11 protein-coding genes are annotated in these 13,885 nt (G+C 40.2%); 10 read left to right on the top strand and 1 reads right to left on the bottom strand.

From position 1 onward, the window contains the following. The first annotated feature begins 154 nt into the window (after positions 1 to 154). The 10 genes from GON05_RS09370 to GON05_RS09330 all read left to right on the top strand — a co-directional run bounded on the left by GON05_RS09370 (position 155) and on the right by GON05_RS09330 (position 12,871). Positions 155 to 6,649, top strand: coding sequence for an InlB B-repeat-containing protein (locus tag GON05_RS09370; RefSeq protein WP_157318906.1), 6,495 nt, complete (start codon positions 155 to 157; stop codon positions 6,647 to 6,649). 63 nt (positions 6,650 to 6,712) lie between these two features. Continuing rightward, complete coding sequence (locus GON05_RS09365) at positions 6,713 to 7,432, top strand: hypothetical protein (RefSeq protein ID WP_157318905.1); 720 nt, start codon at positions 6,713 to 6,715, stop codon at positions 7,430 to 7,432. A gap of 113 nt (positions 7,433 to 7,545) precedes the next feature. Beyond that, a complete protein-coding gene (locus GON05_RS09360) occupies positions 7,546 to 7,941 on the top strand; it encodes a GNAT family N-acetyltransferase (RefSeq protein WP_157318904.1) in 396 nt (131 codons plus the stop codon). A gap of 119 nt (positions 7,942 to 8,060) precedes the next feature. Then, positions 8,061 to 8,507, top strand: coding sequence for an acetyltransferase (locus tag GON05_RS09355; protein ID WP_157318903.1), 447 nt, complete (start codon positions 8,061 to 8,063; stop codon positions 8,505 to 8,507). Between the two features lie 82 nt (positions 8,508 to 8,589). Beyond that, positions 8,590 to 10,062, top strand: a complete 1,473-nt coding sequence (locus GON05_RS09350) for an amidase family protein (RefSeq protein WP_157318902.1) — start codon at positions 8,590 to 8,592, stop codon at positions 10,060 to 10,062. Positions 10,063 to 10,135: 73 nt separating this feature from the next. Then, positions 10,136 to 10,645: a shikimate kinase gene (locus tag GON05_RS09345; protein WP_157318901.1), complete on the top strand. Its 510-nt coding sequence runs from the start codon at positions 10,136 to 10,138 to the stop codon at positions 10,643 to 10,645. An 84-nt stretch (positions 10,646 to 10,729) separates the two neighbouring features. Beyond that, positions 10,730 to 10,858, top strand: coding sequence for a hypothetical protein (locus GON05_RS39665; protein ID WP_276509480.1), 129 nt, complete (start codon positions 10,730 to 10,732; stop codon positions 10,856 to 10,858). Positions 10,859 to 10,971: 113 nt separating this feature from the next. Then, positions 10,972 to 11,949 carry a phosphotransferase enzyme family protein gene (locus GON05_RS09340; RefSeq protein ID WP_157318900.1) on the top strand — a complete coding sequence of 326 codons (978 nt, stop codon included), beginning with the start codon at positions 10,972 to 10,974 and terminating at the stop codon, positions 11,947 to 11,949. Between the two features lie 68 nt (positions 11,950 to 12,017). Next, complete coding sequence (locus GON05_RS09335; RefSeq protein ID WP_157318899.1) at positions 12,018 to 12,374, top strand: cyclic-phosphate processing receiver domain-containing protein; 357 nt, start codon at positions 12,018 to 12,020, stop codon at positions 12,372 to 12,374. A gap of 221 nt (positions 12,375 to 12,595) precedes the next feature. Next, positions 12,596 to 12,871 (top strand): hypothetical protein, encoded by a 276-nt coding sequence (locus GON05_RS09330; protein WP_220138837.1) that lies wholly within the window; start codon positions 12,596 to 12,598, stop codon positions 12,869 to 12,871. Positions 12,872 to 12,896: 25 nt separating this feature from the next. On the opposite strand, the gene GON05_RS09325 is transcribed toward GON05_RS09330, so the two are convergent. Further along, positions 12,897 to 13,757, bottom strand: a complete 861-nt coding sequence (locus GON05_RS09325; protein ID WP_157318898.1) for an AraC family transcriptional regulator — start codon at positions 13,755 to 13,757, stop codon at positions 12,897 to 12,899. Between the last annotated feature and the right edge of the window lie 128 nt (positions 13,758 to 13,885).

The following is a 13,885-nucleotide window of genomic DNA, read 5'->3' as shown; positions in this document are numbered from 1 at the left end:
CTGGAAATAGGTCAGAATCGTCAGCATACACGTATTGGTTCATCATGTATCATTATCCTTATCGTAAGAGGAGCATCGGGCAGGATGCAAGGTGCCCCTTTTCAATTTCAATTCTTTGGAAGCGATTGCAATAATGAAATTGGAGGGTTTCTAGATGAGGATAAGCAAAATTTGCAGAAAGATGACTTTGTTGCTATTAATTACTTTTATGCTAGCCATGATGCTGCCGCAAAACACAGAGCTCAAGGCAGAAGCCGCAGAAGTAGCAGTTCCAGGTACTTTCTATGTAGACTATTCAAATGGCCAAGACACGAATGATGGAACAACACCAGAAACGGCATGGAAAACCTTGGATAAGGTCAATGCTACCCAATTTGGACCGGGAAACAAAATACTTTTTAAATCAGGAGAAATCTGGTTTGGACAGCTTTGGCCGAAGGGTTCCGGTGCAGAGGGTAGCCCTATTATCATTGATAAGTACGGTGAAGGGGATAAACCAAAGATTGATGCCGAAGGTCTTATTCAGAGTGCGGTTAAGTTAGATAATCAAGAATACTGGGAAATTAATAATCTAGCTGTAACGAATTGGCGCACGACGAAAACGACCGTTCCATTAACGACTACCACTACTTTTGATGTTACTGGATACTTGGCTGGTATTCGCGTAACCGCTTCGGGTAGAGAAGGTGCCTATAAACATATTGTTATCCGAGATTGTTACATTCATGATATAAATGGTTTGCGAGAGTTTGGACCCAATGACACAACTGGAGGTACAGTGGCTGGCGCATACTCGAATCCACCGGCATTAGGCGGGTATGATAGCTCATGGTTTAAAGGAACAGGCGGCATATCCATTGCGACTGTAGATACGCGTCCTAGTTATACGGGGACTCAACCTCCGAAAACCTATTTTGATGGCATTACCATTGAGAATAATACGATCGAGCGCGTATCTGAAACAGGCATTCGAATTGCCCAAGCCTCTACTTTGGCAGCCTATTCAAATGCGAATCAAACCGCTGTTGTCCCGAATCGGAATATTGTGATGAGAAACAATATGTTAATGGGTGGATTGGAGTACTCCGACTTTGGCCAATTAATTTCACCTGCCTTTGCTCCTGTTAGTGAGTATAATATCGCCCACGACTGGCGAACTTCAGGGTTAGAAGTTACCAATACAACCGACGGAATCTACCAATTTAACGAAATTTACAATATTAATCATTGGTCCACAACAAGAACAGCCGATGATACGGCTTTCGACGCAGACTTGAACAGCAGCAACGTTATTTTTCAATACAACTACGCACATGATTCAGGATCAGCTTTTCTAATCTGTGATTTGCAGGGGAATAAGACGAGCTACAAACCTATTATTTACCGCTATAACATTGCGCAAAATATAACAAATCGGTTGATTTATGGCGGTTATGGTGGACTTGTCTATAACAATACGTTTTATTCTCCGAATAATGATACCAGAGTGCAACCGGATAATAATACGGTTGTTTCCAATAATATTTTTTATGTTAAAAGCCTTGCCAACGGCGGTGGTACATATAAGAACAATCTGTATTATCTAACAGATCCATTGGCAGCTGATGCTAGTGCAGTTGTTGGAAATCCGCAGTTTGTTGATCCAGGTAAAGGCGAAACGGGTACAGTACCTGGTCAACCGAAGATTGATACGTTAGTAGGTTATAAGTTAAAGAATACATCCCCAGCTATCGACACAGGCATTCCTATTGTAAATAATGGGGGAAGAGATTTTTTTGGAAATCCATTATACGCGGATGCTCCTGATATTGGGGCACATGAGTATTCAGATTCTGATAAACCCGTAGACCATGTGGCGTATGTAGAGTTGGATACGTATAAAAGCTTTATGAATGTGCAAGACACAGGAACTATTAAGGCTACGGTTAAGCCCGAATCCGTTAAGAATAAATTGATCACGTTCTCTTCTAGCGATGAAAATATAGTAACTGTCTCTCCGGCAGGCGTGTTAACGGCCGTTTCACCTGGAACAGCGAAGATCATCGCCGCAAGTAATTCAGATCCAACGATTACCGCCGAATGTGTGATTGAAGTCTCCTCTATTTCAAATAGGATGAAGATGATCACACCGACGGACGATGGGTATGTTCGAGGTGTAAATGTTGCTTCGTACTCCTCGATTATTTCACAGACGGCTGATCCTAATAATTTGCAGATCCAAAATAATTCAGATGCGGATGATGGATGGAATAAGAAAGTTCTACTTCAATTCCCTACGTCAGATTTAAAAGATAATTTAAATGACAAAACGTTTATTCTTCGAATTTTTGCCCATAAGATAGAGGCGGTTCCAGCTGCAGATGCAAAAGGACCGTATAAAACCATTTCCGTATTTCCTACGAATACAGGTTGGTCAGAAACAACGCTCAAAGGAAGTAATAGACCTGCGCGTAGCCAAGTAACATCAATAGGAACATTTAATGTTCCAGTCAGCAGCTCACAAGTCTATTCATGGTTTGATGTGAATGTCACAGATTATATGAAAACCTACCTAGCTGGCGGTGATAAAACCCAGGTCTCCTTTGAATTAAGTAATGAATCACTGAGGGCGAATACAGATTCCAAATATATTGAGTTTACATCTAAAGATTCTTCAGATAATATGCCGCCGCAGCTTATTGTTAGTTCGATTCCTATTCAAGTACCGACAAATGTAGCTCTTACTACAACGGTAGGCACAGCCCCAGTACTACCAGCAACTGTAGATGCAACAAATCTTGCTAACGGAAGCAGTATTCCAGTAGCCGTGCAATGGGAACCGGTGGATCCTTCCTTGTACTCAGAAAAGGGTACATTTTACGTAAGAGGAATGATTAGTGAGCCTACCTATGCTTCACTTGAGTTGCCAGTCATTATTAAAGTGATTGTTGAACCCAAAGTTCTTTCCGTTGCACTTGATGCTAATAAGCTATACCTTAATGTAGGTAGCGTTAAAACGATAACAAGCAATGTTTTTCCTGAAATGATTACCAATAAAAGTGTGACTTTCGCTTCAAGTAATGAGGGAATAGCGACGGTTTCAGCTGATGGGAAAATAACGGCAGTTGCTGAAGGAACAGCGATCGTTACAGCAACCAGTGTAAGTGATCCAACAGTCTCTACTGCGTGCGACATTACCGTATCAGCGATAACATCTGTTGCGGATTATCCGAAACAGATCTTTAAAGCGACACAGGATTCCTATGTAAGAGATAGAACGAATGTCGAGAATTTCGGCAACGATACTTTCATTCACGTTAAATCGGCCAATTCTGCCGGGTTTTCTAGAGTAGGTTATGTGCAATTTGATATCAGCACATTCCCAAGCAATAGTACATTGTCTGCCAAGCTTAAATTATATGGGAAAACGATTGATCAGAACTCCAAAGCTTTGACTAATTTAGGTGTCTATGAAACCGATTCCGGCTGGAGCGAGACTGGCATTAATTGGACGAACAGAAAACCATTTAAAGGCAGTGAAATTGCATCCTTTAAAGCACCAACTGTACCCGGCAGTGCTTCGGCAGCTATCGCACAAGGCCTATGGTACGAGGTTGATATTACTGATTTTATCAATACTAGACTACAAACAGGACTTTCATTATCAGGCGTATCTTTCGGCTTAGCTTTTACGGAATTTGTAAACAATAATTTGAGCCCATCTTCAGCCTTTAATACGGGTATACAGTTCTCATCAAGGAATGATACTGCGGGGGACTTTGCACCGCGTCTAGAATTGGCTGTTATTCCTTATTCGTTAGAAGATGATAAAACAGTACGAACAACAGTAGGAGCTGCACCCGTGCTTCTTCCAACTTTACATGTACGTGATACAGTGACAGGATTGATGAACCAAGTCCCTGTTGCATGGGAATCTATTCCTGTAACCAGATATGCCAATTCAGGAAAATTTGATGTTAAAGGTACGTTTGATTATAATGGCCAACAACAAATCGTTATCTACACGGTTATTGTGGAAGCGCCAGAAACCAAATTGCTATTTAACGCGGGATCCGGAACGGTTATTCCATCAGTAAGTACAGTGACTTATGGAAATACGGTAGGCTGGATGCCAACACCTGTTAAAGCGGGCTATAAATTCATAGGGTGGAATTCAAGTGCAGATGGAAAAGGTGTGCAATATCATCCGTTAACCGTGTATACGTATTACACAGATACGATGCTATATGCACAGTGGCAAGCGCAATCGTACACGTTAAGCTTTAATGCACAGGGTGGAGCCCCTGTACCAACAAACCAAGCAGTCACATTTGATGCTTTGGTCGGGACATTACCAGTTGTAACACGCAGTGGTTATACATTTAAAGGCTGGAACACAGTGGCGAATGGAACCGGAACGTCACTTGCTGAAGGCTCTCTCTATCAGGATCCAAAGGATACGAATCTTTATGCAATATGGGAAGCGACTACGTATCAAATTACGTTTGACACGCAGTCTACAATACCCGCTCAATTTACGAAGCAAGTTAAGTATGATGCACGCGTAGGAACAATTGAGCCAATTGACCGTGTTGGTTATTCGTTTAGTGGCTGGAACACTGTGGCTGATGGAACAGGTCAAACCTATACCGAAGCGACGATCTACCAATTAGCGGGAAATCTAACTCTGTATGCACAATGGTCGGCAGGAGCGTATACTTTGAATTTTGATGCCAATGGTAGTCAGGATGTTTATGCCAATAAGAGAGTCAGCTATGGTGCACCTGTTGGAACATTACATACGCCGATTCGGATAGGTTATACGTTCAGAAACTGGAACACAGCCAACGATGGGACGGGGTTGGTTTATACGGCTGACACGAATTATCAAGCAACAACAGATACGTTATTATTTGCCGTCTGGGATTCAAATGTGTATTCGTTAAGCTTTGATGCGCAAGGCGGCATGATAACCCCTAGTTCCTCCGTTGTCTCTGTGACTTATGCCACTTATGTAGGCACCTTACCAGTAGCTACTAAGACAGGGTATACGTTTATGGAATGGAACACGGTTGCTAATGGGACGGGAGAAACGTATACAAACCATACTTGGTATCATACGGCAGAGGATTCAATCTTGTATGCAAGATGGTTGGCAAATCAGTATACTTTACATTTTGATGCACAGGGCGGCGAAGTAGACGTATCTGAAAAGATTGTAACCTATGTTGCTCCAGTTGGTGTTCTACCAGTTCCGACCAGGTCTGAACATATATTTATCGGCTGGAACACGAATCAAGATGGCAGCGGAATACTGTATACAAATTCTACGAATTATGACGCAGCATCTGATATGAGACTTTATGCCATTTGGAGAGACATTGACCATGGTGGCAGTTCTTCATCTCGAAATACAACTTATACTACGAATTCACCGAGTACACCGAACTCAATTCTGCAAGACCGAGTTGAAGTGACAACGGAATTGGAGAAAGATACTAGAATAACAACGGATGTTCATGGCACTACCGTAGCACACTTGAATATTGATGCTCGTAATATTCAAACTTCACTAGATCAATTGAAAGACGGTGCAACCTTAGTAATTACGACGCCTAAGGCAATAAAAGGAAAAGAGGGTGCAGGCATACAGGTAAACCTGCAAGTAGAGAAACTAAGTTTATTTACGAATAAACATATTTCACTAGAGCTCCAAACAGGCAATAAATCGTATATCTTAAATGCCGAAGAAATGCTTGCTCAGGCTAGTCTTCTTTTTCCAAATACATCGCCAAGTGATATTTCACTTACCATCGTGAGTACACTTTCAAATGAAATAGAAACGGCCGAACGAAAAAGAGAAGCTGAAAAGCAAGGCTATATATTATTGGATTCTCCTGTTTCCTTTGAAGTGCTGTTGTCGAATAATCATGTGGATAAGCCTACAGAGATGTTTGAAAAGATGGTTGGTCGTGTGTTAGGTGAAACAACGTATAGGAATGTTATCGCTTTAAGAATACAAAAAGATGGATCGTTCGTTCCTGTTCCAATCGTTTATGTAAATGGTAAGTATGTAGGTATGAGTTTATTAAACAGTACCTATGTATTAGCAGCAGCTAAACAAATTACTTTCAACGATGTGAAGGGAAATGAAGCAGAAGCAAGTATTCAAGCTTTAGCTTCTAAATACGTGGTTACTGGTTTGCCGAATGGTGATTTTGAACCAAGCCGTTCGGTTACCCGCGCAGAATTTGTGCAAATGTTAACTGCAGCATTAGGTCTTTATGACAAGGGAGTAACCCAACAACGCTTTAAGGACGTTGAGGTAGAGGATTGGTATGCGGATGCGGTAACAAGAGCAGTAGATGCTAAGCTTATAAGCGGTGTAACGGAGGACCTGTTTAATCCAAGTGGTATCATCACGCACGAAGAAGTCTATGCAATTCTTGGTAGAACATTACCGATGTTAAGACTTGATGGTAAGGTAGATTCAAGTAAGACATTGTCTTCATTTGGAGATGCAGTCACGTTATCTGATTGGTCTGTCAAGTCTTCTCCAGCACTTGTAGACCTAGGTATTATTACAGGGGATAAGCTTCATGCGAAAAGCATCATTACACGAGCAGAAGCTGCTGTGTTCATTCAACGGCTGTTAGAAAAAGCATTTTAAGTTTTTCATAGAGGGAAGCCATTGTCCTGTTAGGGTCAATGGCTTGCTTTTTATTCATGGAGGATGATGGTTATTAAGAAAAAGCTACTATTACCAATTTTAGTGTTCATGGTTATCCTGGTACCGGCTTTAACTATGGCTTGGAATTACGATAAAAACAAAGCTCTGGCTTACATTAATTGTGAAGAAATCACTGCATCTGAATTCTCATTAATACAAAACAATACGAAATCCGAAGTCATTACGTACTTTAGACAAAAATATAAGGCTGAAATTGATAAAACTTTTTGGGATCGAAGTTACAGCGGAGAAATTCCACTTGAGATTTTAAAGCAAAGAACAATGGATAAATTGACCAAATTAAAAATGGAACAAGTGCTGGCTAAAGACAAAGGTATTATTGAAGATATAAGCTATGATGCCTTTCTTGATGCTTGGAACAATGAAAATAACACTCGTAAACAATCCATCGAAAGTGGGAAAGTAATCTATGGAAATAAAAACTTCGGTGAATTGGAGTACTATAATTATCGGCAAAGCAACTTGGTTTTAGAGTTAAAAAAGAAGCTAATGGACAACGAACTTAGACCAAATGACGGAGAGCTTGAATCATATTATTTACAGAACAGGGATAATATCTACAGGTTAGGGACGACCGCTGGGTACAGAGAATTGTCCGAAGTCAAAGAAGATGTTGCCATGCAAATTGTAAATGCGAAGTATGACGAATTCATTGAACAAAAGGTCCAACATGCAAAGATTAGAGTAGGGAGGAGTAACTAGGGAGAGATCGCCACGGCAGTTACTCCCTATTTTTCATTGAAGTAGCTGGCAGGATTGCGCCAACAGATGGATAATTTTTTAATTACAATGATTTGCAAAGGAGAGATGGTCAATTGAATCAAGAAATAGTCATTAATTTACCGTTAGAGCCTCATGAAGTACCAACTTTAAGAGAACTCGTGGGTTGGGAGGGCAGGCGTTCTGATTATCCCATTTTATTTGAACGCTGTAATTTCTGGGCCGGACTTAGGGATGAGAAAAATGAACTCATAGCATTTGGTTATATTGCTGGAATGGGATTGCAACACGGATATATGGAAGATATCATTGTGCATCCGCAACATCAGAGAAAAGGGCTAGGCCAAGCCTTAGTAAAGAAATTACTTGAAGAGGCTGACCGTTTTGGGTTAGAGATTGTAACTTTGACTTATGCTTCTAAACATACTGCGTTTTACTCAGAAAGTGGGTTTGTTCCTTGTCCTGGGGGAGTTTGGAGGAGAAAGGATTAAGCTAACGGGGCAGTTTGGTTATAACAATTTTTGCACATTACTAATAAAAGAGAAATATGTATTCTATAAGTTAAAGGATAGGTAGAAACAGATAGGCTAAAATTATGGAGGATGAATAAATGTCATATGAAATCGTAGCTTACCAAGATAAAGATCATGATAAATTAGTGGAAATCTGGCATAAAGCTGTAGTTCATACCCATACATTTCTGACGGAAAAGGATATTCAATTTTATCATGACATCGTTAAAAATGGAGCGCTAAAAGAAGTGGAAATTTGGGTGGATATGAATGAAAATACAGAACCTGCAGGGTTCATCGGGCTTGACGGAAAAAAGATAGAAATGTTGTTTGTAGACCCAAAATACCACGGAAAGGGTATAGGGAGCAGATTAATTAACCATGCTGTGAAACTAAAAGGAAGGAATCTCCAGGTTGATGTTAATGAGCAAAATGAAGGAGCGTATGCATTTTACAAAAAGATCGGATTTGATCAGGTGGGACGATCAGAACTAGACAGCTCAGGTCAACCATTCCCCCTACTTCACTTGGAGTTAAAAAGTTGACTTAACGTAGAACGTGTTACCGTTGATAGGAGAAAGCGGTAAGAATTGGCACTATTTAAAGCCAGTTTAAAGGAGCGATTGCATGCAAGACCTACTGGATAAGTGGATTATTGAGGCCGATTTCAACAGTATGCAGACAGCCATGGAGTCAGGCAATATGACATCTGAAAATCTGATCAACGTTTATTTAGAACGTATCCAAAGGTATTCTGGGTTAAATGCGATTATCGAAATCAACCCTGATGCCATCGACATCGCGCGTGCATTAGATAAAGAAAGGGCTTGCACGGGAAGTCGAGGGCCGTTGCACGGTATTCCGCTTCTATTGAAGGATAACATTGATACTCATGATAACATGCACACAAGCTCAGGAGCTGTAGCTCTAGCGGATTCCTATGCGGTGGAAGACTCATGGGTGGCAGCGCAGCTTCGTTCAGCAGGCGCTGTTCTCTTAGGAAAGGCGAATATGACCGAGTGGGCTAATTTTATGTCTTCCACCATGTGGGCAGGTTATAGTTCAAGAGGCGGGCTCACTTTGAACCCCTATGGACCGGGGGAATTCTTTGTCGGCGGATCCAGCTCAGGTTCGGCTGCGGCTATAGCGGCAAACTTGGCAGCTGCAGCTATTGGAACAGAGACAACTGGATCCATCATTTGTCCAGCGAGCCAAAATTTCATCGTCGGATTGAAGCCGACTGTCGGTTTAATTAGTCGAGCAGGGGTCATTCCGATCTCGAATAGCCAAGATACTCCGGGTCCTATGACTAGAACGGTAAAAGACGCAGCTATTTTGTTGGGAGTACTGACAGGCGTTGATGAACGGGATTCTAGCACCTTAGAAAGTGTAAACCGCTCGTATAAGGATTATACGCAGTTCCTCGATAATAGCTTTATAAAAAAAGCTAGAATTGGTATACCGAGATTTTATTATCAGAACTTGGATTCAGAGAGATTAGCCATCATGGAGGCAGCCATAGCCCTATTAAAAAAGGAAGGTGCCACTGTTGTTGACCCTGTTTCTCTTCCTTGTGAGCTGGTGAACTGGAATTTCGATGTTAAGCGTCATGAGTTTAAAAAGTATGTCAATGATTACTTAGCCAGACTACCCGCATCCATACCTGTACATAGTTTGTCGGAAGTAATAGCGTTTAATCAAAACCATGCGGATGTCGCATTAAAATATGGCCAATCCCGCCTAATCTGGTGTGATGAAACATCCGGATCGTTGGAGGATACGGAATATCTGGAGAGTAAACGGAAAAATGAGGAGTATTCCCGTGCTCAAGGAATCGACGCTGTTTTAAAACAACACGATCTGGATGCTTTATTATTGCCTGGTAACTACGACGGCACGGATATCGCGGGAAGAGCGGGATACCCTTTAATTACAGTCCCAGCCGGGTTTGCACCCGTAGGAAGCACGACATCGGAGGGATGGATTACGAAAGGACCGTTCGGCATTGTTTTTTCCGGCTCTGCTTATAGCGAACCTGTTCTAATTAAACTTGCGTATGCTTACGAACAAGCGACGAAACATCGGTTTCCGCCAGCATGATAAGAAAAATCCCTCTTTTTTCTAATAGGTCTATAGGAGTAATGGTAGTTTAATATGGAAAGTGAGGAACAAAATGAATATAGTTCTTGTAGGTATGTCTGGTGCTGGTAAAAGCACTTTAGGTGTATTGCTTGCAAAAGCTTTAGGAATGAATTTTGTCGATACGGATATTGTCATTCAACAATGTGAAGGTAAGTTGCTACAAGAGATAATCGATATTGATGGGATAGAGAAATTCTTGCAAATCGAAGAGAACGCTATATCTGAATTGCAATTAGATAATTGCATTATCTCTACGGGAGGAAGTGTTATTTATTCTGAAAAAGCCATGAACGTCCTTAAAAAAAGTGGCAAAGTCATTTATTTACACGTCCCATATGAAGAGATTAAAAAAAGACTAATTAATATAACAACTCGAGGCATTGTTATCAAAAATGGAAATAGTCTAAAGGATGTTTACGAGGAAAGACTGCCCTTATATTCTAAGTACAGTGATAAAATCCTTGATTGTTTAAACAAGGATGTTGAACAATGTGTAAGCGAGATTATTAAACTAATACATGAAACTCGCGTTGAGTTCTGAATTTAAGGGTATTATTTTAAACATAAATGTATAAAATTTACAAAAGATCATATATTTCTTAATTTTGATTTTTGAGGTGACGCTATGGGTGATCGTAATACAATGTTTGCATGGACCTTTTCTCTTGTAGTAGGTTCAATAATTATGACTATGACAGATGACCATACTCTCTTTAATATAGATATTATCAAAGCTAAAGATGAAATTCTTTAGTTCGTTATAGATCATATCTTGAAGATTAAACATCACAATTGTTAAAATGATGCCATTCGTCTAACGGTAAATGGGGGCTTAATAAACATTTGGAGTGTGATCAAAGAAAACTTATGGATAAGAATATTAAGCAACTTTTCAATCAAGATATATTGAGACAAGCCGCAGAATGTTATGGGATACGCGAAGACTCAATAATCGAGTTAAACGGGTTTCAAAACTTTGTTTTTTCTGGATTGGTGGGAGATCGAGAAGTTATTTTAAGAATTGCCCATAACGCACATCGGGGTGAATTATTAACGAAAGCGGAAATAGAATTTATCTTGTTTTTAGCGGAGTCTGGTGTAAAAGTAGCTAAGCCGATCCAGTCTTTATCGGGGGATCTTCTTCACGTAATTGATCATGCTTTTATTGTGACTGCCTTTGAGAAAGTTCTTGGCAGAAATGCAAAAATTGCCGAGGAGAGCAATAGTTTTTATGAGAATATTGGTCAATTTGTAGGGAAGATACATAAGTATTCACTTCACTATACTCCTCAACATTTTCGTTATGAATGGAATGAGAATGCTCTATTAACCTCATTTAAGAACAATTGTCCCCCAGAATTATTTAACAGTTTCGATCGATTAATTGAAGAAGTTAGTGCTCTCGCCAAAGATAAAAATACATATGGCCTTATTCATGGAGATGTGAGCTGCGGTAATTATCTAAATGATGGGGATAACGCCAATATTATCGACTTTGACGAGGCGGAATATAGTTGGTTTGTTTCTGATATTGCTACTCCACTATTTTATGAAATCCCTATCCCGTGGGTTGTGGATGGAGAAGTAAGAAAGGAGATTACAAAGCGCTATTTTTCCAACTTCTTAAACGGTTATTGTAAGGAGAATACGATAAGTCAAGAGTGGTTAAAGAAAATACCTTTATTTATCGATTTAAGACAAGCTAGGGTTTTATCCGCACTATATAGAAGCAGAGATTTTAATGCTCCTGATTGGAGTAAGTGGGATGAACAAGCTCGACGCTTTTATTATTCCAACTTACTGAATAGCACTCCATATATTGACTTGGATTTTTCGCGAATGTAAGATTAATTATTTAACTATCGGAGCGATGAATTAAATATGTAAAGATCGTGTTAATAAGAGGTGAATATATGAAGGTGAATATATACCTGGATGATCTAAGGGACTGTCCTGAAGGTTTTTTAGTGGCAAGAACATTCGAAGAAGCAATACAATATTTTAAGCTGTATACAGTAGAACTACTATCGCTTGACCATGACTTAGGTGAAGATGAGAACGGTAATGAATTGCGCAATGGTTATGATTTCGTTAAATATTTTTGTGAGAATGGTTTAAGCGCCAGCAAAATTTATTTACACACAGATAACCCTGTGGGGCGAAAGAATATGTATGAAACATTACTAGCTGCCCAACGCAGAGGGTTTATTGATGAGGATATTGAGATATACCATTATGCTTTAACAGTTAACAAGTACTCAGGTGAATAATCATTCATTCATTAAACTAAAGGAAATACTACACGAAGAAATTAGCAGCGGCAGTCTTGGACATCATATTCTCGTCCAAGGCTACCGCTATTTTTATCTCTGATTCAATTATCATGTTAACCAGATGATATATTTGTTAAAATATTCCTTTACATTTGTGCTTTTTCATATATACTATGGAATGGTAATTATATACAAAGATGGTTAAGGGGGATTTTTAAATGTCGATGGAAACAACAAACTATGGGCTAGATCAAAGAGAAAAGGTTATGACGGTGAAGAATTGGCTAATTACTAGCTTAATTTTGATGATCCCAATTGCCAATATCGTCATGTTATTTGTTTGGGCATTTGGTGACGGTGCCAACAAAAATAAGTCTAATTACGCCAAAGCGAGCTTAATAATGATGGCTATTTTTATTGTATTATATGCTATTTTTGCAATTGCCTTCTTTTCTTTATTCGCAGACGTACTGAGCAAAAATACTACTTTTTAGAGAATACCAATATAAAAACATAATCTCACCTCACACCTCTGCGATATTGCAGAGGTGTTTGCTTTACATGACGCTGAAAAATTCGGTAGAAATGCTGCAGATTATTGAACCCAGAGCCGAGGGCAACATCAATAATGGAAAGCTCCGTTTGCTCCAATAATTTTTTGGCTTCTAATATTCTTCGGTTTAACACATATTCGAATACTGTAAAATGGGTCGTCTCTTTAAACAAATGGCTTATATAATATTTACTCAGCCCAAATTCGGCTTGAAGCCCCTCCAGAGTGATCAGCTTGGCGTAATGTTCATCGATAAAGCGGATGAGTCCCCTAATGTGCGGATTAAAGGCAGGAGACGGCTGCTGCTGGTCTGCCAGCTCCTTAAATCGGATGAGCAGCTGGAGTAAATTTAGCTTTACCTTGGCCTCGGCTAGCGGATCGCAATCGTTCAATTCATGCGCGGACACCACCGTTTTGAAAAGAGACGTCAGTGCGCTTCGCTGCTCCAGCTTCGTCTCCACCTTACGCGGACCTTGATGAATTAACCACTCCAAGGTGGGCTCCAGCCCGGCTTCTCGAAGTATCCCTTGAATGAACTCTTTGCTGAAATTAATCACATATCTTGCATAGGCACGGTTAGGCTGGTAGTGGATCCGGTGGATCTCGTATTCGTTAATGAAAAAGAAGTCGCCGTCCCGAATCGTGTAATTGTTGTCCCGCACGAAAATTTCAAGGTCCGCTTTGACAAAGAAATCAAGCTCGAAGGCATTATGATAATGGTGAATGACCGGTTTTTTCCCGATTTCCCTATCATGCGTATAGCTTATGGAGAAAGGCGGGGTTCGGTCATAAGGAACATCGTAGTTCGACATGGTCGTCCGGTCCAATTGCAGGCTCCCTCCTTCAGTAACGACAGCACTATAAATATATTATAGCAAGATAGGTGAATGTTTGGGGAGAAAAACAAGATAATTGAAGACGCTCTCACGGCTCGGATGGTACGCTTAATCCGAAA

Source organism: Paenibacillus anseongensis (genome assembly GCF_009757995.1).
GTDB classification, from domain to species: Bacteria; Bacillota; Bacilli; order Paenibacillales; family NBRC-103111; genus Paenibacillus_E; species Paenibacillus_E chondroitinus.
The sequence above is the reverse complement of the archived record's forward strand: the minus strand, read 5'-3'. Positions and strand labels throughout refer to the sequence as shown.

Excerpts from the sequence above, each read along its gene's own strand:
- GON05_RS09370 (WP_157318906.1), top strand. The coding sequence starts at position 155 with ATGAGGATAAGCAAAATTTGCAGAAAGATGACTTTGTTGCTATTAATT.
- GON05_RS09365 (WP_157318905.1), top strand. The coding sequence starts at position 6,713 with ATGATGGTTATTAAGAAAAAGCTACTATTACCAATTTTAGTGTTCATG.
- GON05_RS09355 (WP_157318903.1), top strand. The coding sequence starts at position 8,061 with ATGTCATATGAAATCGTAGCTTACCAAGATAAAGATCATGATAAATTA.
- GON05_RS09350 (WP_157318902.1), top strand. The coding sequence starts at position 8,590 with ATGCAAGACCTACTGGATAAGTGGATTATTGAGGCCGATTTCAACAGT.
- GON05_RS09345 (WP_157318901.1), top strand. The coding sequence starts at position 10,136 with ATGAATATAGTTCTTGTAGGTATGTCTGGTGCTGGTAAAAGCACTTTA.
- GON05_RS39665 (WP_276509480.1), top strand. The coding sequence starts at position 10,730 with ATGGGTGATCGTAATACAATGTTTGCATGGACCTTTTCTCTTGTAGTA.
- GON05_RS09340 (WP_157318900.1), top strand. The coding sequence starts at position 10,972 with ATGGATAAGAATATTAAGCAACTTTTCAATCAAGATATATTGAGACAA.
- GON05_RS09335 (WP_157318899.1), top strand. The coding sequence starts at position 12,018 with ATGAAGGTGAATATATACCTGGATGATCTAAGGGACTGTCCTGAAGGT.
- GON05_RS09330 (WP_220138837.1), top strand. The coding sequence starts at position 12,596 with ATGTCGATGGAAACAACAAACTATGGGCTAGATCAAAGAGAAAAGGTT.